Source organism: Brachybacterium ginsengisoli, from assembly GCF_002407065.1.
In the GTDB taxonomy this organism is placed as follows: Bacteria; Actinomycetota; Actinomycetes; order Actinomycetales; family Dermabacteraceae; genus Brachybacterium; species Brachybacterium ginsengisoli.
On the sequence record NZ_CP023564.1, the window covers coordinates 436331 to 454157 of the forward strand.

At 72.5% G+C, this 17827-nt stretch carries 17 protein-coding genes, 1 tRNA gene and 1 pseudogene; 7 read left to right on the plus strand and 12 right to left on the minus strand.

The features are described 5' to 3' along the window. Positions 1-287 precede the first annotated feature (287 nt). The 6 genes from CFK41_RS01920 to CFK41_RS01945 form a co-directional block, all read right to left on the minus strand. Positions 288-375, minus strand: a tRNA-Ser gene (locus CFK41_RS01920). Between the two features lie 306 nt (positions 376-681). Beyond that, positions 682-2034: a tyrosine--tRNA ligase gene (gene tyrS / locus CFK41_RS01925; protein WP_096798151.1), complete on the minus strand. Its 1353-nt coding sequence runs from the start codon at positions 2032-2034 to the stop codon at positions 682-684. Positions 2035-2719: 685 nt separating this feature from the next. Continuing rightward, positions 2720-2827 carry a methionine/alanine import family NSS transporter small subunit gene (locus tag CFK41_RS01930; RefSeq protein WP_096798152.1) on the minus strand — a complete coding sequence of 36 codons (108 nt, stop codon included), beginning with the start codon at positions 2825-2827 and terminating at the stop codon, positions 2720-2722. 49 nt (positions 2828-2876) lie between these two features. Next, positions 2877-4517: a sodium-dependent transporter gene (locus tag CFK41_RS01935; protein ID WP_096798153.1), complete on the minus strand. Its 1641-nt coding sequence runs from the start codon at positions 4515-4517 to the stop codon at positions 2877-2879. 390 nt (positions 4518-4907) lie between these two features. Further along, on the minus strand, positions 4908-6464 hold the full coding sequence (locus CFK41_RS01940) for a PTS ascorbate transporter subunit IIC (protein ID WP_096798154.1): 1557 nt from the start codon (positions 6462-6464) through the stop codon (positions 4908-4910). A gap of 35 nt (positions 6465-6499) precedes the next feature. Continuing rightward, positions 6500-7360 (minus strand): PTS sugar transporter subunit IIA, encoded by an 861-nt coding sequence (locus tag CFK41_RS01945; RefSeq protein WP_096798155.1) that lies wholly within the window; start codon positions 7358-7360, stop codon positions 6500-6502. 279 nt (positions 7361-7639) lie between these two features. Between CFK41_RS01945 and CFK41_RS01950 the strand changes: the two genes are divergently transcribed. Then, the gene (locus tag CFK41_RS01950; RefSeq protein ID WP_096798156.1) at positions 7640-9028 is read left to right on the plus strand and encodes a M20 family metallopeptidase; all 1389 of its coding nucleotides are present in this window, start codon (positions 7640-7642) and stop codon (positions 9026-9028) included. Between the two features lie 67 nt (positions 9029-9095). Further along, a complete protein-coding gene (locus CFK41_RS01955; protein WP_096798157.1) occupies positions 9096-10682 on the plus strand; it encodes an AbgT family transporter in 1587 nt (528 codons plus the stop codon). A 10-nt stretch (positions 10683-10692) separates the two neighbouring features. On the opposite strand, the gene CFK41_RS01960 is transcribed toward CFK41_RS01955, so the two are convergent. Both CFK41_RS01960 and CFK41_RS01965 read right to left on the minus strand, forming a co-directional pair. Continuing rightward, a complete protein-coding gene (locus tag CFK41_RS01960; RefSeq protein WP_096798158.1) occupies positions 10693-11343 on the minus strand; it encodes a cysteine peptidase family C39 domain-containing protein in 651 nt (216 codons plus the stop codon). A 180-nt stretch (positions 11344-11523) separates the two neighbouring features. Beyond that, positions 11524-12069 (minus strand): GNAT family N-acetyltransferase, encoded by a 546-nt coding sequence (locus tag CFK41_RS01965; protein WP_096798159.1) that lies wholly within the window; start codon positions 12067-12069, stop codon positions 11524-11526. 74 nt (positions 12070-12143) lie between these two features. On the opposite strand from CFK41_RS01965, the gene CFK41_RS01970 reads away from it, so the two are divergent. Together CFK41_RS01970 and CFK41_RS01975 are read left to right on the plus strand one after the other, a co-directional pair. Next, positions 12144-12554, plus strand: coding sequence for a CidA/LrgA family protein (locus CFK41_RS01970; RefSeq protein WP_096798160.1), 411 nt, complete (start codon positions 12144-12146; stop codon positions 12552-12554). Further along, on the plus strand, positions 12551-13249 hold the full coding sequence (locus CFK41_RS01975; protein ID WP_096798161.1) for an LrgB family protein: 699 nt from the start codon (positions 12551-12553) through the stop codon (positions 13247-13249). Before CFK41_RS01970 ends, CFK41_RS01975 begins: the two co-directional genes overlap by 4 nt. A gap of 86 nt (positions 13250-13335) precedes the next feature. On the opposite strand, the pseudogene CFK41_RS18105 reads toward CFK41_RS01975, so the two are convergent. Together CFK41_RS18105 and CFK41_RS01985 are read right to left on the minus strand one after the other, a co-directional pair. Beyond that, positions 13336-13464, minus strand: a pseudogene (locus CFK41_RS18105) (arsenate reductase/protein-tyrosine-phosphatase family protein); the annotation flags it as partial. 88 nt (positions 13465-13552) lie between these two features. Next, positions 13553-13948: an ArsR/SmtB family transcription factor gene (locus CFK41_RS01985; RefSeq protein WP_096798162.1), complete on the minus strand. Its 396-nt coding sequence runs from the start codon at positions 13946-13948 to the stop codon at positions 13553-13555. A gap of 84 nt (positions 13949-14032) precedes the next feature. Here CFK41_RS01985 and arsB point away from each other — a divergent pair, with 84 nt between their 5' ends. From arsB to CFK41_RS02000, 3 genes are all read left to right on the plus strand, one after another. Then, positions 14033-15157: an ACR3 family arsenite efflux transporter gene (gene arsB / locus CFK41_RS01990; RefSeq protein ID WP_096798163.1), complete on the plus strand. Its 1125-nt coding sequence runs from the start codon at positions 14033-14035 to the stop codon at positions 15155-15157. Further along, positions 15154-15588, plus strand: coding sequence for an arsenate-mycothiol transferase ArsC (locus CFK41_RS01995; protein ID WP_096798164.1), 435 nt, complete (start codon positions 15154-15156; stop codon positions 15586-15588). The genes arsB and CFK41_RS01995 overlap by 4 nt, the downstream gene beginning before the upstream one ends. A 70-nt stretch (positions 15589-15658) precedes the next feature. Beyond that, on the plus strand, positions 15659-16015 hold the full coding sequence (locus tag CFK41_RS02000; RefSeq protein ID WP_096798165.1) for an iron chaperone: 357 nt from the start codon (positions 15659-15661) through the stop codon (positions 16013-16015). 24 nt (positions 16016-16039) lie between these two features. Here CFK41_RS02000 and CFK41_RS02005 read toward each other — a convergent pair whose 3' ends face one another. After that, positions 16040-16855 (minus strand): Rossmann-fold NAD(P)-binding domain-containing protein, encoded by an 816-nt coding sequence (locus tag CFK41_RS02005; RefSeq protein ID WP_169928768.1) that lies wholly within the window; start codon positions 16853-16855, stop codon positions 16040-16042. Between the two features lie 43 nt (positions 16856-16898). Then, entirely contained in the window at positions 16899-17789 is an 891-nt protein-coding gene (locus CFK41_RS02010) for a helix-turn-helix transcriptional regulator (protein WP_096798166.1), read from the minus strand. Positions 17790-17827 lie beyond the last annotated feature (38 nt).

Here is a 17827-nt window from a genome sequence, read left to right on the forward strand (position 1 = left end):
TGAGCGAAGGATATCCGTGCAGGCCGTGGCCGAGAAGGCGGTTCCGGCAGGTCGGACGGTGCGCTGGGCGATGGTGGCGCGGTGATCGCCGGGTCGCGGGGCGCTGACGTGCGCGGACGTGCGACGACAGGCGGCCGACGGGTCCAGGTCCCGATGCGGTCACGAGTTCGTGCCCGTCGGCTCTCCCTGAGGCCCTGCCTGCGGTGCGCGGCCTGCGAGCGAGTGCGTCCGGGCATGAGAAAGGCCCCTGATCTGCGATCGATCTCGCAGGTCAGGGGCCGTTCTTCTGGCGGAGGATAGGGGATTTGAACCCCTGAGGGCGTTAACCCAACACGCGTTCCAGGCGTGCGCCATAGGCCGCTAGGCGAATCCTCCAGCGCTCGTAAGAGCAGGCATCAGCGTACCCGACGCCCCGGTGACGTGCGAACTGACCGGGTACAGGTCACACTGCGGGCGTCGGCGGGGGAGCGGTGGGCGCTGGCGCGGGCACTGCGGGAGTCGGCGCTGGAACAGTCACTGCTGGCCTCGCTGGAGTCGGCGGCAGGCGCTGCTTCCGACGTGGGCCGCCGCGCCGTGGTCGTCTGCTGGCGCGTGGGCGATGAGTACGGCGATATCGGCATAGTCATCGCTCCTGCGCCAGCAGTCGACCAGGTGGAGAGAAGCCCGCCGCCTGATGAGAGGTCAGGTGCGCGGCGCCTCCACCCGGAACCAGCGCCGCCGGCCCGCCCGCACCACCTCGCCGCCGCGCAGCACCACCGCCTGCTCCGGATCCTCCACCCGGGCGTCGTCCAGCGTGACCGCCCCGCCCGTCAGCAGACGGCGGGCGGCTGATCGGGACAGGTCCGGCCGTGCCGCGATCACCAGGTCCAGCGCCGTGAACTCTCCGGGCTCGAGGGCGAGCGGGACCATCTCCTTCGGCCGCTCGCCCGCCGAGAAGACCCGCAGGAACTCCTCGCGGCTGCGCCGGGCGGCCGGCGCGCCGTCGTTCCGCGCCACCACCGCCTCGGCGAGATCCAGCTTGGCGTCGCGTGCCGCGGCGCCGCCGGCACCCGCCCGTCGGCCCAGGTCCTCCGCCTGCTCGAGGGGCAGGTCGGTGTAGACGCGGGCCCAGATGCCCACCAGCTCGTCGCGCAGCGTCATCAGCCGGCCGAACTTCTCCTCCGCGCTCGCGCACAGCCCCACGTAGTTCCCGAGCGACTTGGACTGCTTGGGCCCGCCGTCCAGCCCGGGGGTGACGGTGCTGGTGATGACGGTCTGCGGGCGCTGGCCGTGCTTGACCTGCAGCTCCCTGCCCATCGACTCGTTGAACAGCTGGTCCGTGCCCACGATCGTGAGGTCGGAGTCCAGCGCGACGCTGTCGAAGCCCTGCAGCACCGGGTACAGCAGCTCGTGCATCGCGATCTCGGTGCCGGAGGCGAGGCGGGCGCGGAACATGTCGCGGGAGATGAGCTGGGCGTGGGTGATGAGGCTGAGCTCGCGGAGCATCCCGGGCACGCCCATCTCGTCGAACCACTCGGAGTTGCGCCGGATCTCCAGCAGCTCGGGCTCGCTGCGCAGCACGCGGGTCACCTGGGCGAGGAACGACTCGGCGTTGTCGTGGATCTGCTGCTCGGTGAGCACGGGGCGGGTGGTGCTGCGCCCGGTGGGATCGCCGATGCGGCTGGTGGTGTCGCCGAGCAGGAAGACCACCGTGTGGCCGTGGTCCTGCAGCGTGCGCATCATCCACAGGTTCACGGCATGGCCGAGGTGGAGGTCCGGCGCGGTGAGGTCCACGCCGAACTTCATCCGCAGCCGTCGGCCCTCGCGCAGCCGGTCCAGCAGGTCCTGGCGTCCGAGGATCTGGTCCGTGGTGCGCTCGAGCGCGGCCAGGATCTGCTCGGGGGAGCCGCCGGGGGACGGGGTCGGGGCGGCGGCCGACGGCGGAGCGGGCTCGGGGGAAGCAGTCGGCGGAGCGGGCTCGGGGGAGACGGCGTCGGGGGAAGCAGTCGGCGGAGCGGCCGACGGAGGGGCGATCGGGCGGGTCGTGCTGTGCATGGGGGTCCTCTCGAGTGGGCGAGAGGATCTGCGGAGCCCCCACGCCGTGGGAATGACGACGGCGAGGACCGTTGGTCCTCGCCGGGGGCTCTGGGGGAGCGGTGCGCAGTCACCGCGGATGCATCAGGGCAGCTGCGTCACCGCAGCAGCGCGCACGACGGCACGGCTCTCCTCAGAGCCGTACGGATAGTCGAAGCGCGTGAGCATGCCGGAAGAGTAGCGCATCGCGGAGGACGGGGGCGGGCCCGGCCTCCGCGGCGCGTTCCTGCCGCGCCGTCGCCCTGTCGCCCTGCCGCCCTGTCGCCCTGCCGGCCTGCCGTCCTGCCGCCCCGTCGGCCTGCCGGCCTGCCGTCCTGCCGGCCTGCCGTCCTGCCGCCCTGCCGCCCCGTCGGCCTGCCGCCCTGTCGCCCTGCCGCACCGTCGGCGCCCGCGCGTGGTCGGGTACTGGCGTGTGGGCGAGGAGTATGCCGATATCGCCGCAGTCCTCGCCAGGGCGCCAGTTGTCGACCAGATCGGGGGGAAGCCGGGGCGGCGCTGGGCTGGGCAGGACCAGCGCGGGGCGGCGCGGGGCGGCGCGGGACAGCGCGCGCCGGGCGGATCGAGCACTGCCCCCGCACACGGAACGGGCAGGGCCGGGGCCGCTCTCGCAGCCTCCGCCCTGCCCGTTCCGGGTCCGTCGGGGAGGTCAGTCCTTGACCTCCGGGTGGCGGGCGAGGTTGACGACGGCGGCGACGAGGCCGCCCCAGACGGTGACGATCGCGATGATCATCATGACGATGGAGGCGAAGGACATGATCACTCCTGGGTGGTGAGAGGGCGGTGGCTGCGGGATCCGCGACGCGTCAGCGGACGGACCGCAGGGCGTGCGGGGTGTCCGCCGAGGGATCGGCGTCCAGACCCCTGCCGGAGACGACCTCGGGGGCGATCGGATCGCCGTCGGAGTCCGCCTTGAACAGGTTCGACCCGGCGGGCCACGGGATCAGCGAGAGCACGATCGCGACCACGACCAGGCCGATCGCCATCAGCCAGCCGAACACCAGCACGAACCACGAGGGGTAGCCCTCGTAGGTGGTGCCCGAGGTGACCAGCGAGATGGTGCTGAGGATCAGCGAGACGCCCAGCACGAGCGGCGCGATGACCGCCACGCACAGCATCCAGATCCGCCCCACGGGGAAGGTGCCGTGGTGGTTGAGGTGATCGCGCAGGGTGGGCAGGCCGCGCACCAGGTAGGCGACGATCAGCGTGGACACCGCCGCGACGGCGACGATCCCGTACTCGTTGGCCCACTTGTCCATGACGTCCAGCAGCGGCAGGCCCATCGTGGTGGAGAACAGCACGGTGGAGACCACGGCCATCGGCACGGAGACCCACAGCGTGGCGGAGAGGCGGCCCAGGCCGAACTTGTCCTGGATCGCGGCGATGACGACCTCGACGATGGAGATCAGCGAGGTGAAGCCCGCCAGCACCAGCGAGCCGAAGAACAGCACGCCGATCAGCGCGCCCGCGGGGGCCTCGCCGATGATGGTCGGGAAGGCGATGAACGCGAGGCCCACGCCGGAGGTGACGACCTCGTCGATCGCGACACCCTGCGCCTGGGCCATGAAGCCCAGTGCCGAGAACACGCCGATGCCGCACAGGATCTCGAAGCTCGAGTTCGCGAAGCCGACCACCAGGCCGGAGCCGGTGAGGTCGGTCTTCTTCTTCAGATACGAGGCGTAGGTGAGCATGATGCCGAAGGCCACGGACAGCGAGAAGAAGATCTGGCCGTAGGCGGCGATCCACACGGCCGGGTCCGCGAGCGCGCCCCAGTTCGGGCGGAAGAAGGCGTCCAGGCCGTCGATCGCACCGGGCAGGAACAGGGAGCGGACCACGAGGATCACGAACATCACCACGAGCAGCGGGATGAAGACCACCGAGCTGGCTGCGATGCCCTTCTGCACGCCGAGCGCCATCACCACGATCACCGCGAGCCACACCACGATCATCGAGATCAGCACGGCCGGGACGACATCAAAGGAGATGGTGGCGTCGGCCCCGCCGAGCGCCTGGGTGTACTCGCCGAAGAAGGCCGCCGGGTCATCGCCCCAGCGCTGGTCGAGCGAGAAGATGGTGTAGTTCGTGGCCCAGGCCAGGATCAGCGCGTAGTACAGCGCGATGATCAGGGCGATCAGCACCTGCCACCAGCCGAGGAACTCGGTCCAGCGGCGGAAGCGGCGCCAGGCGGCGGGGGCCGAGCCGCGCCAGCGATGCCCGAGGGCGTAGTCGAGGAACAGCAGCGGGATGCCCGCGCTGAGCAGCGCGACCAGGTACGGCAGGATGAACGCGCCGCCGCCGTTCTCGTACGCGACCGCGGGGAAGCGCCAGATGTTGCCGAGGCCGACGGCGGAGCCGATGGCCGCGAAGATGAACGCCGTCCGGCCGGAGAAGGCGCCGCGGTCGGCGCTCTGCGTCTCCGTGCCGGCGGATGGGGACGTTGCACTCATGAAGAGCCTCCGGGGAGCTGCGCCGTGGGGGCGGCGCGGGGAAGGGCCGACGACGGTGACGGCCCGGGGGAGGGACGCCGCAGAAGGTCGGCGACCGATGGACAGCCGCGGGGCGCGGCAGGCGCTGTCGTCGGGAGATGGAGCGGGCCCGGGCGGGCGCGCGCTCCGTCGGGGACGACGGGACCGTCGCACGAGGCGGCGGCGAGGACCACCGCGAGGTGGCCGCGGGCCGCGGGGGTGGGCGGCCCGGAGAGGGTGTGCCGGTGCGGGATCGCCGCGGAGCACTGGAGGGAATCGTACCGTTCGGGCCCGCCCGGTGCCGCTCTGGGCGGAGCCGGCCGGTCGGGCCCGGACGGACGGACTCGGACGGACGGACTCGGACGGACGGACTCAGGCCGGGGGCGGCGGGGGCGTGGGTGCGCCGGCCGGGGGAGCGACCCTCGGGTAGGCGGCACCGGCGGCGCGGCGCGGTGCGCCCTGGCCGTCCCCGGCCTCCGCGGCGGCGCCGACGGGCTCGCGCGCCGGGGCCGGGTCCCAGCCGGCGTCGACCACGCGGCGCTGCATGAGGATCGCGCCGCCCAGGATCACGGCGCCCACCACGACCAGCAGGATGATGCCGGGCAGCACGCCGGTGCGGGCGGAGTAGCCGATGAGGATGCCGAACCAGCCGAAGTCGGTGTCGCCGAAGGTGGTGTTCGCCGAGCCGAAGGAGCCCAGCACCTTCAGCAGCAGCGCCGGCAGGAAGGTGACCAGCAGGCCGTTGACGAAGCCGCCCGCGACCGCGCCGCGTCGGCCGCCGGTGGCGTTGCCGTAGACGCCCGCCGCACCGCCGGTGAAGAAGTGGGGCACCAGGCCGGGCAGGATCAGGGCGAGCCCGAGCACCGGGCCGAGCCAGACCCCGAGCACCAGCAGCCCCACGAGCCCGCCCACGAAGCTCGAGAGGAAGCCGATCAGCACCGCGTTCTGCGCGTACGGGAAGACGATCGGGGCGTCCAGCGCGGGGATCGCGCCGGGGACCACCTTGGCGGCGATGCCCTGGAAGGCGGGCACCAGCTCGCCGAGGATCGTGCGCACGCCGAAGAGGATCACGGCCACCGCGATGCCGAACTGCAGGCCCTGGGTCACGGCCTGCATGAGGTAGTTGCCGACGTCGGTCGCGCCGCCCTCGAAGGCGTCGAAGGCGGTGGCCTGACCGGCGCGCAGCAGGTAGGCGACCGCGACCACGAGGTACATGAGCACCATCGACAGGGCGGTGGCGACCATGGAGTCGCGCAGGAAGCGCAGGGACTCGGGGACCTTGAGGTCCTCGGTGGAGCGGCTGCGGCCCTTGGGGTCCACGAGGCGGCCGACGGCGCCGGCGGCGATGTAGCCCGCGGTGCCGAAGTGCCCGATCGCGATCGAGTCGTCCCCGGAGATGCGGCGGGTCCAGGGCTGGGAGAAGGCCGGCAGGGAGACCATCAGGATGCCCAGCAGCACCGCGCCGAGCACCACCACGACCACGGTGGGCATGCCCGCCGAGGCCATGACCACGGTGATCAGGGTGGCCATGAACAGCAGGTGGTGGCCGGTGAGGAAGACGTACCGCAGGGGCGTGAAGCGGGCCAGGGCGATCGCGACGACGAAGCCGAGGATCATCAGCCACGCCACCTGGGCGCCGAACTGCTCCTGGGCGATGCCGGCGATCGCCTCGTTGGTCGGGACCACGCCCTGCGCGCCGAGGGCGCCCTGGATCATGACGCCGAGCGGGGTGAGGGAGGCGGTGACGAGGGTGGCACCGGCCCCGATCAGGAGGAATCCGAGGACGGCCTTGAGGGCGCCGCCCGCGACCTGCCCGGCGGACTTCCGCAGGGCGATCAGGCCGATCGCGGTGATGATGCCGATGAGATAGGCGGGGACGCTGAGCACCTCGTTGACGAGGAACTCCGCGATCGAGACGAGCACGTTCATGAGCTGGCTCCGGGGGAGAGGGTGGGGAGGCGGGATCAGACGGCGTAGACGCGCCGCAGCACGGCGTCGATCTCGGCCTGGGAGGTGAAGTTCTCGATGACCTCGACCGGGACGCCGACGTCGCCGAGGGTGTCCGCGATGGCGCCGGAGGTGAGGATGACGTCCGCGTCCTTGGCCCGGCCCTTGGCGGAGATCGTGTCGGTGGCCTGGATGTCGAGGTACGGGGACCAGCCCCAGCGGTCCAGGACCTGCTCGGCTGTGTTCTTGAGGAACAGGCTGGTGCCCAGGCCGTTGCCGCACACGGTGAGGATGAGGTTCTTCGACGGGACCGCGTCCGGGTCCGAGGGGGTCGCGGCGGCGGCCGACGGGGCGGCGGCCACGGGGGAACCGGCGGAGGCCGACGCCGTCGGGCTGGTCGCGGCGGCGGCGTCGCCGACCGCGGCGGAGGATCCGGCGCCGAGCGCGGCGAGGACCTCGTCCGGGGTGGCCGCCTCGTCCAGGGCGCGACGGCCCTCGGGGTCGGCGAGCACCCCGGCGAGGGCCGCGAGCGCCGCCTGATGGGCGGAGGCGTCGGCCGCGGCGAGCGCCATCACGAGCGTGACCGGGTCGTTGGCCTCGTGGCCGAAGGGGATCGGCTCGGCCAGGCGGACGAAGGACATCGCGGTGCGATGCACGGACTCGTCGGGCCGGGAGTGCGCGAGGGCGAAGCCGGGCGTGATGACGATGTACGGGCCATGCTCCTCGACCGTGCGGATCATCGCGTCCGTGTAGGCCGGGGTGGTGGCCGAGGCGGAGACCAGGAGGTCGCCGGAGAGCCGGATCGCCTCCCTCCAGTCCGTGGCCGGTGCGTCGAGGAGGATGGCGGTGGGATCGACGAGATCGCTGAGCTGTGACACGGGACTTCTTCTCTCGAGAGGGGTGCGCGCTGCGCCGTTCGAGCGTACGTCCTCCGCGACGAGCCCGGTGGGCCAGGACCCTGTGGCAGGCGGTGGGCGCGAGCGAGCTCACGGCGGCGGCTCCGCTCGGGGACCGGCGCACAGGGCCGGGCTCCGGCGCCGGAGCCCTGCGTCGGCCGAGGAGCAGTGCGTCCGGGGAACAGGACGCGAGGTCACAGGCCGGGCAAGGTTCGGCTCCGGGTGCCCGAGCATCGTGCCCGGTGTCATACCGTGGCCCGCATGTCCCTTGAGTCGACGCCGCGCGACGGCGCCCCGCAGTCCCCCGGCAGCCAGCACACCGAGGTCTCCACGGCCTACCTCGCCCAGCTCGACGAGGAGAGGGAGGCCGCGATGCGCAGCGAGAGCCACCCCGGCTCCTCCTTCACCGGCGCCGCCGCCGCGCTCCACACCCTCCTCGAGGAGAAGGTGGCGACCCACGGCCCGGAGATGATCGAGCTGATGCTCGACCTCGCCGAGCACCCCGAGCCGGCCTTCGAGGAGCACCGCTCCGCGCGCGCGATCGCGGACGTGCTCGCCGCCCACGGCATCGAGGCGCAGGTGGGCGTGCACGGGCTGGACACCGCGATCCGTGCGGAGATCCGCGGCGAAGGCGGCGACCAGGAGGGCGCGCCGACCTACGCGATCCTCTCGGAGTACGACGCCCTGCCGGGCGTGGGCCACGGCTGCGGCCACAACGTCATCGCCGTCATGGGCCTCGGCGCGTTCCTCGCGCTGGCCGCCCTCGCGCAGGCCGACCCGTCGGCCGTGCCGGGACGGGTGGTGTTCCTCGGGACCCCCGCCGAGGAGGGCCACACCGGCAAGGAGTACATGGCCCGTGAGGGTGCCTTCGAGGGCCTCGACGCCGCCGTGATGGTGCACCCCTACGGCTACGACCTGGCCGATCAGACCTGGCTGGGGCGTCGCACCCTCACCGTCGAGTACCACGGGCACACCGCTCACGCCTCCGCCCAGCCGTACATGGGCCGCAACGCGCTGGATGCGGCGAGCCTGATGTACCAGGGCGTGGGCCTGATGCGTCAGCAGACCCCGCCGACGGACCGCATCCACGCCGTGATCCGCGAGGGCGGGGAGCGGGCGAGCGTGGTCCCCGACCATGCACGCCTGGACCTGTACGTGCGCTCGCAGCGGCCCGAGACCCTGCGGGACCTCTCGCAGCGCGTCGAGGACGTGGCCCGCGGCGCGGCGCTGATGGCGGGCGTGGGCGTCACGGTGACCTGGGACGAGCACCCGCCGTCCCTGCCCGTGCGTACCAACGAGGCGCTCACCGGGCGCTGGGTCGAGTCGCAGCGCCGCCGCGGCCGCGACCCTCTGCCCCACGGCGTGGTCTCGCCGTCGCTGGCCGCCTCGACCGACTTCGGCAACGTCAGCTACCGGATCCCCGGCATCCACCCGGTGATCCGGATCGCGCCCTCCGAGATCGCGCTGCACACCCGGGAGTTCGCCGCCTGGGCGGTCTCCGAGGACGCCCGGACCGCTGCGGCCGACGGCGCCTACGGCCTCGCCGCGACCGTGCTCGACGCCCTTCACGACCCGGCGCTCGCCACCGCCGTCGGCGACGAGTTCCAGGCCGCCGGCGGCGCGATCGACGTCCCGCACTTCTTCGACTGACCTGCGTCGATCGACCTCGCTGCAGTCCCCCTCCTCCTCCTCCTCCCCCACACCCCCAGGAGCTTCGATGAGCACCGCAACCACCGAGCCGTCGCCGAGCGGCGGCTTCACCGACCGGGCCCTGAACTGGGTCGAATGGGCCGGCAACAAGCTGCCCGAGCCCTTCATGCTGTTCGTGGTCCTGTTCCTGGTCACCGGCGTGGTCTCCACCGGCATGGAGCTCGCCGGCGTGGTCGTGCAGGTGCCCGGCTCGGACGAGCCCACCGCCATCCAGGGGCTGTTCACCGGTGAGGGCATGGCGTGGCTGACCACGAACCTCGGCGTGAACTACATCGGCTTCCCGCCGCTGGTCACCGTGATGCCGATCCTGCTCGCGATCGGCATCGCCCAGCACTCCGGCCTGCTGGCCGCCGCGATCCGCAAGCTGTTCGGCTCCGCCCCGGCGTGGATGCTCCCCTATGTGGTGGGCTTCGTGGGCGTGGTCTCCTCGATCATGGCCGACTCCGCCTTCGTGGTGGTCCCGCCGCTCGCGGCGCTCGTGTTCAAGGCCGCCGGCCGCCACCCCGTCGCCGGCCTGCTGGGCGGCTTCGCGGCCGCCGGCGCCGGATACTCCACGAACATCTTCCCGACCTCGCTGGACGCCCTGTTCGCCGGCATCACCACCACTGTCATGGACGCCCTGCCCGGCTTCGAGTTCAGCGCCGTGAACCCGGTGTCGAACTGGTGGTTCAACATCGCCTCGTCGATCATCCTGGGCTTCGTGGCCGGCTTCATCATCGACCGCCTCATCGAGCCGCGGCTGCGCCGTCAGGGCGTCCCGGTGGACGAGGTCGCCGTCGAGGGCGCCGAGGACTCGGCCGAGAGCGCCGAGCAGATGCGCGCCGCCCTCTCGCCGAAGGAGAACAAGGGCCTGCTGGTCGCGGTGATCGCCGCCGTGGTCCTGACCGCCGGGATCCTCGTGGCCGTGCTCCCCGCCGCCTCGCCCTGGCGCAACGAGGAGGGCGGCTACCTGCCCAAGTCCCCGCTGCTGGACTCGATCGTGTTCATCGTGATCGCGTACTTCTTCGTGGTGGGCATCGCCTACGGCGCGATCGTCGGCACCCTGCGCAGCACCCGCGACGCGGTGCGGATGATGTCCGATGCGCTCAAGGAAATGCTGCCGTTCATCGTGCTGGCCTTCATCCTGGGCAACTTCATCTCCCTGTTCAACTGGTCCGGGATCGGCACCTGGATCGCCGTCACCGGCGCCGCCGCCCTCGAAGGGGCGGGGCTCACCGGCTTCGGCGCCATCATCGGCTTCATCCTGCTGGCCAGCGTGCTGAACCTGTTCATCATCTCCGGCTCCGGCATGTGGGCGATCATGGGCGCCGTGTTCGTGCCGATGTTCGCTCTGATCGGCTACGAGCCCGCCTTCACCCAGGCGGCGTTCCGCGTGGGCGACTCCGCCACGCAGGTCATCACGCCGATGAACCCGTACATGATCGTGCTGCTGGGCATGCTGCGGAAGTATGAGCCCGGCGCCGGCCTGGGCACCCTGATGGCGCGGATGCTGCCCTTCGTGATCCCGTTCTGGATCGTGTGGACGGCGATCCTGGCGGTGTTCTTCTTCGCCGATCTGCCGCTCGGCCCGGGCAACAGCATCTTCATGGGCTGAGGCTCGGCCCTCAGCTGACGATCGTGGAGTACCCCTGCCGCGCGGCGATCAGGTGGTCGCGCGAGTAGCTGGTGATCCCGAGGGTCTGGGCGCGCCCGGGGTCGGAGACCAGGATGTTGCCGTCGGCGTCCTCGCCCTGGGCGACCACGAAGTGGCCGTAGTTCGCCGTCGGATCGTCGATCAGGGCGCCGTGGCGGACGTGCAGGATGACCACCGAGCCGTTCGCCGCGGCGGCCACGCCCTCCTCGAAGACGGCGCGGGTGGCCCGGGCGCCGGCGTCGCGGATCCCGTCCTCGAGGTCGCCGAGGTACGCGCCGATGTAGTCGACGCTCTTGGCGTCGGGGTCGTCCCACGGGGAGAGCCCGCAGCGGGCACGCATCTCCTCGACGGCGCGGATGTTGCCACCCACCTCGGTGCCCTTCGTCCCCGAGACGTAGTGCGGGACCGTGCGCCCGGCGGCGACCATCGCGATCACCGTCGAGGTGGGGCCGCAGTTCTCCGTGTCCCAGCGGCCCGTGCCCATCTGGTCGACCACCACGAGGTCGCTCGAGGCATGGGCCTGGCTGGTGGCGAACAGACCGGCGGCGACGGTCAGCCCGATCGCGCCGAATCCGCGGAGCGCGGTGCGTCGATCGATGGCGTCATGCAGGGGGCGGGGCATCCCGGTGACCTCCGATGGGGCAAGAGGGGCGGTGCAGTCGACGCCGTCAGCGCTGCTCGTGAATGATCAACCACTGTGGTCCCCGTGCCCCGGGCGCTTCAAGCCGGGCGTGATCCTCCGCTCGCCGTGGCGGCGGCCACTCGGGGCCGACGGCGAGCTCGAGCAGGGCTTCGCCGCAGGTCAGCGCGTCGTTGATCGGGGGTCGCCGGCCACGGGTGTCACCCCGGGCTCGTGCTCGAAGGAGTGATGTGCGCGACCGAAGGCCTGCGTGGTCCCGCGGCGGCGGAAGCCGATCTTCTCCAGCACCCGCGCCGAGGCGGGGTTGTGGACGTCGGCCAGGGCGACCAGCCGCGGCAGCGTGAGGGGCCCGACGGCGGCGTCGAGGCACAGCTGCGCGGCCTCGGTGGCCAGGCCCCGACCCCACCACGGCCTGCCCAGCGTGTACCCGAGCTCGACCCCGTGCTCGGTGACCTCCAGGCCCGCGTCCCCGATCAGCGCGCCGGTCGCGCGCTCGATCACCGCCCAGAAGGCGAAGCCGTGCCGTGCCTGGTGGGCCCGGTGCTCGGCGATCATCTCCGCGGACCGCCCGCGATCCACCGGCCCGCCCTCGCCCACGTACCGCATCACCTCGGCGTCGCCGTAGACGCGATGCGCCGCCTCGAGGTCGGCCGGCTCGAAGGAGCGCAGCAGCAGGCGATCGCCGAGCAGGGGGAAGGACAGGGACATGGCGGCAGTGTGTCGCCGGCATCGCCCGTGGTCAACTGCGTTTCCCACGGCCCGTGCCGGATACCCTGGCGGCGATGTCCCGACTCTCCGCGCTCCCGCCGATCGTGCTGGGCCTCGTGATCCTGGTGCTCGCGCAGCTCGCCGGGCTGGGGCTCGCGTCCCTGCTGCACCTGCCCGTCCCCGGGGTGGTGCTGGGCCTGGTGATGCTGGTGGGGCTCGGCGCACTGCGGCCCACCGCGATGCTCACGCGCCGGGCCGAGCCCGCGGCCGCCCCGCTGCTGAAGCACCTGCAGCTGCTGTTCATCCCGCCGGGCGTGGGCATCGTCGTCGAGCTCGAGGAGCTGGCGCACAACGCCCTCCCGATCGCGCTCGCCGTCGGCGGATCCTTCGCCCTCGCCCTGGTGCTCGTGGGGCACCTGCTCCAGGCGCTCCTGCGCTGGTGGGACCGTCGTCGAGCGGCGGCCGACGGGGAGGCGCCCGCATGAGCGCCGTGCTCCACCTGCCGCTGTTCGGGATGGTCCTGACGATCCTCGTCTACCTCGTCGCCCACCGGCTGCACCAGGCCTCCGGGCGCAGCCCCCTGCTCACCCCGGTGCTGGTGAGCGTGATCGTGATCGCCGTGATCCTGCAGCTCGTGGGCCTGCCCTACGCCGAATACCTGCGCCAGTGCTTCGTGCTCACCCTGCTGCTGGGCCCGGCCACCGTCGCGCTCGCCCTGCCGCTGCTGCACAACGGACGGGCCCTGCTGAGCTCCGCGCTGCCGGTGGCGGTGACGCTGCTGATCGGTGGGGCGGTCAGCGTGGCGATCACCGTCGGCACCCTCCTCGCCTTCGGGGTGGACACCGACCTCCTGCTCGCCGCGCTGCCGCGGTCGGTGACCTCGCCGGTGGGGCTCTCGATCGCCGAGGTGCTCGACGCCTCGGTGCCGCTCGCGGTGACCCTCACCCTGATCTCCGGAGTGGCCGGTGCGGTGGTCGGCCCGGCGCTGCTGACCCTCGCCCGGGTGCGGGACGAGCGGGCGCGGGGCTTCGCGATCGGCATGACCTCCCACGGCATCGGCACCTCGCGGGTGCTCGCCGACTCGGCGGTCTCCGGGGGCTGGTCGAGCGCCGGGATGGTGCTGAACGCGCTGGCCATGACCGTGGTGCTGCCGGTCGTGGCGCACCTCGTGACCGGTTGAACCTCCCCTCGCCCGAGCTCGGAGGCGTCAGCTCAGAGGTCCGGGCGGAGGTCAGGCTGCGAGGCTCGCGATGAGCTCCTCAATCCGGCAGCGGGATTCACGGAGTCGGCCGGAGCGGAGCCGGCCGAGCGAACCTCGATGCGGTCGCCCGCGAGATGCTGCAGATAGCCGGCGGCCATCTGGGAGCGGCCGGCGTTGTGGACGCAGACGACCAGGACGCTGGGGCGAGAGGACGTGCGGTCTCCTGGTGGGCTGGGAGGAGTCGTCGGCGCAGGCGCGGCGGACGGTGGATCGGGCGGCGGATCAGGCGAGGTGCAGGAAGTCGCGCAGCTCCGCGAAGGCCGAGGGCACCACGGAGTAGTGGGCCCAGCGGCCCTTCTGCTCGCGGGTGAGGAGGCCGGCATCCACCAGCTTCTTCATGTGGTGACTCACGGTGGGCTGGGAGATCCCGAGCGGCTCCGTGAGGTCGCAGGCGCACACGTCCCCGCAGCCGGCGGCGGCGACGTGGGAGAGCAGCTGCAGCCGGGTCGGGTCCGAGAGCGCCTTGAGCCGGGAGGCGAGATGCTCCGCCTCCTCGGCAGAGATCGGGGCGCCGCCCAGCGAGCAGCAGTCCTCGGCGCCCGCCGCTCCGGATGTGCAGCCATCGGAAGTCTCTTCGCCGAGAGGGGCGAGGGTGAGGGGCTGTGACGAGAGGGTCATGGGATCACCATACATTGACGTCCGTCTATGTGACGGGCTAGCGTTCCCCTCGATATCCGTCCATCGGAAGAGGCAGCACCCGTCATGTCGACGACCACCGCGCCCGGAGCGCCCACCAGCGTCGCCGACGAGATGTCGTTCCTGGACCGGTACCTGCCGGTCTGGATCCTGCTGGCGATGGGGCTCGGCCTGCTGCTGGGGCGCGCCGTGCCCGGGATCGCCCCCGCGCTCGAGTCCGTGAGCATCGCCGGGGTCTCCCTCCCGATCGCGGTGGGCCTGCTGGTGATGATGTACCCGGTGCTCGCCAAGGTGCGCTACGACGAGACGCGCCGCATCAGCGCCGACCGTCGGCTGATGATCACCTCGCTCGTGCTGAACTGGATCATCGGCCCCGCGCTCATGTTCGCCCTCGCCTGGATCTTCCTCGCGGACCTGCCCGAGTACCGCACCGGGCTGATCATCGTGGGCCTCGCCCGCTGCATCGCCATGGTGCTGATCTGGAACGACCTCGCCTGCGGCGACCGCGAGGCCGCCGCCGTGCTGGTCGCGATCAACTCCGTCTTCCAGGTGCTCGCCTTCGGGGCACTCGGCTGGTTCTACCTGCAGGTGCTGCCCGCCTGGCTGGGTCTGTCCACCACGACGGTGGAGTTCTCGCTCGGCGCGATCGTGCTCAGCGTGCTCGTGTTCCTCGGCATCCCGCTGCTCGCCGGAGTCCTCACCCGGGTGCTCGGCGAGCGGGCCCGGGGCCGGGCCTGGTACGAGGAGACCTTCCTGCCGCGCATCGGCCCCTTCGCCCTCTACGGCCTGCTGTTCACGATCGTGCTGCTGTTCGCCCTGCAGGGGGACGCGATCGTCTCCGCCCCGGTGGACGTGGCCCGGATCGCGCTGCCGCTGCTGGTCTACTTCGTGCTCATGTTCGTGGGCTCCCTGTTGCTGGCCCGCGCCGTGGGGATGGACTACGCGCGGTCCACCACCGTCGCCTTCACCGCCTCGGGCAACAACTTCGAGCTCGCGATCGCCGTCGCGATCGGCACCTTCGGCGTCACCTCGGGTCAGGCGCTCGCCGGCGTCGTCGGCCCTCTCATCGAGGTCCCCGTCCTGGTCGCGCTGGTCTACGTCTCGCTGTGGCTGGGCCGTCGGCTCTTCCCCGGCGATCCCACCGTCCCCTCCGCCCGCACCCCCGCCGTCCCCGAGGAGATCTCCGCATGAGCGCCGCATCCACCACCCCGTCCGTCCTGTTCGTCTGCGTGAAGAACGGCGGCAAGTCCCAGATGGCCGCCGCCCTCATGGAGGCGCGCGCCTCCGGCGCCGTCGAGGTGCACTCCGCCGGCACGAAGCCCGGTTCCGCGATCAACGCCCTCTCCGCCGAGGTGGTCGCCGAGGTCGGGGCGGACATGTCCGCAGGCTTCACGAAGCCGATCGACCCCGCGGTGCTGGCCCGGGCGGACCGCGTCGTGGTGCTCGGCGAGGAGGCCGTGGTCGAGCCCGTCCCCGGCATGTCGGGGACCATCACCACCTGGGTCACCGACGAGCCCTCCGAGCGCGGCATCGAGGGCGCCGAGCGGATGCGCCTCGTGCGCGACGACATCGATCGCCGGGTGCGGTCCCTGCTCGCGGAGCTCACGGCCGACGAGGGCTGAGCGCCCGGCGTACGCTGGCGACGCTCCCTCGCGACACGGCCTACGGGACGCGAGCGGAAGCGAGGCACCCGTGACGGCGACACCCGACCACGACACCTACATCGCGGCGGCGCCCGAGGCGTTCCGACCCCTGCTGGAGGGCCTGCGCGCGACCCTGGCCCGCGCCCTGCCGGACGCGGAGGAGGTCGTGGCCTACACCATGCCGGGCTTCCGGATCGACGGGACGATCGTCGCGGGCTACGCGGCGTTCACCCGGCAGTGCGGGCTGTACCTCCAGGCCGAGGCGCTCACGGAGCATGCCGAGGAGATCGCCGCCGCAGGGCTGAAGGCGACGAAGACGGGCATCACCTTCACGCTGAAGACGCCGATCCCGGACGGTCTCGTCGCGGAGCTCGCGCTGGCCTCGCGGAGGGCCGCAGGGGTCTGACGCCCCGGGCCGTGGTCTCGAGCCTCAGGGCCGACGGGGCCCGGGCGGTGCGTCCTCGAGCATCGCGTCGTAGCCCGCCCGGAAGTCCGGCACCTCGAGATGCCCCAGCAGCTCATGCAGCGCCGCGGCGTCCAGCACCGTGCCCGTACCGGGATCCGGGGAGACGCGCGGCGGGACGGGCACGCCGAGCCGCTGCGCGAGATGCGTGACGACCTCGCCGAGCCGGGCGGGTGCGCCGTCGGCCGCATGGAGCAGCGCCGGCGGCTCGGGCGCCGACAGCAGCGCGACGATCGCTCGCGCCAGATCGACCTCGTGGATCCGGTTGGTGCGGCGGTCGTGCTCGACGGGCCGCCCTTCCAGGACGGTTCTGATCAGGAGGTCCCGGCCGGGGCCGTAGATCCCCGCGGGGCGCAGGATGCTCGCGCCGAACAGCTCGCGCGCCAGCTGCTCGCCCTCGACGAGCACCCGGGCGCGGTCGGAGCGGGGCCGGGCGGGATCGGCCTCGGTGAGCGGGCGCGAGGCGTCGTAGCCCTCGAGCACGCGCGTCGAGGAGACGAACACGGTGCGCCGCGGGAGCGAGGGGAGCGCGGCCGCGAGATGCGCGAGCGGCTCCCGATAGCTCGCGGCGACCGACGGGGCCAGCGTGATGACCATGGCGTCCGCCGCGGGGAGCGCGACGGACAGGGGAGCGCTGAGGTCCGCTGCGACGTGGGTGAACGTCGGCGGCAGGGAGCTCGGGTCGCGGCGCAGGCCGAGCACCTCGTCGCCGCCTGCGCCCAGCAGCTCGCCCACGCGGAGGCCCACCCGCCCGCAGCCCACCAGCAGGGTGCTCGCGGTCACGGCAGTCCTTCCGGTCGGTGAGGCTCCAGTATCGCCGGAGGGCTCACTCCTCGCGGGGCTTCACCGGCATCGTCATCGGCGCGATCGGCTTCTGCGAGGCGGCGAGGGAGGCGAGGAGACGCAGCCGCTCCTCGCTCGGGGAGCCGGGCTCCGCCGTGCAGACGAACATCATCCAGCCGGGGGTGCCGGGCAGCTCGAGGCCGTCGAAGGTGAGCTCGAGCTCGCCCACCTGCGGATGGAGCATCCGCTTCACGCCCGCGCGGTGGTACCGGACGTCGTGCGCGGACCAGCGCTGACGGAACTCCTCGCTGCGGGTGACGAGCTCGCCGATCAGGTCCGTGAGGTGGGTGTCGCGGGGGTTCTGCCCGGCCGTGAGCCGCAGCGAGGCCACGATGCTGTCCGCCGAGCGCTCCCAGGCCGGGTAGAAGGTGCGCGAGGCCGCGCTGAGGAACACGAACCGGGCCGTGTTGCCGCGCGCCTCCGGGTCCTCGAGCAGCGGCGCGTGCAGGGTCCGGCCCAGCGCGTTGAGGGCCACGAGGTCCTTCCGCGGGGTCACGATCCAGGCCGGCGCATCGGTGATCGCGTCCAGGATGCGCTGCAGGGACGGGCGCATCGACGTCGAGGGGCGAGAGGGGCGGCGACGTACGGCGGCCGGTCCCGCGGCGCGCGCGAGGGCGTGGAGGTGGTCGGTCTCGGCGTCGGTGAGCTGGAGGGCCGTGGCGAGGGCATCGAGGATCTCGGGGGAGACCCCGGCGAGGTCGCCGCGCTCCATGCGCACGTAGTAGTCCACGCTCACCCCGGCGAGGAAGGCCACCTCCTCGCGGCGCAGTCCCGGGACCCGTCGACGCCCGCCGCCGACGATCCCGGCCTGCGCGGGGGTGAGCCGTCCGCGACGGCTGGTGAGGAACTCCCTCACGTCCTGGCGGTTGTCCATGCGGCCAGGCTACGGCGGGAACGGGGAGGCAAGGGGGT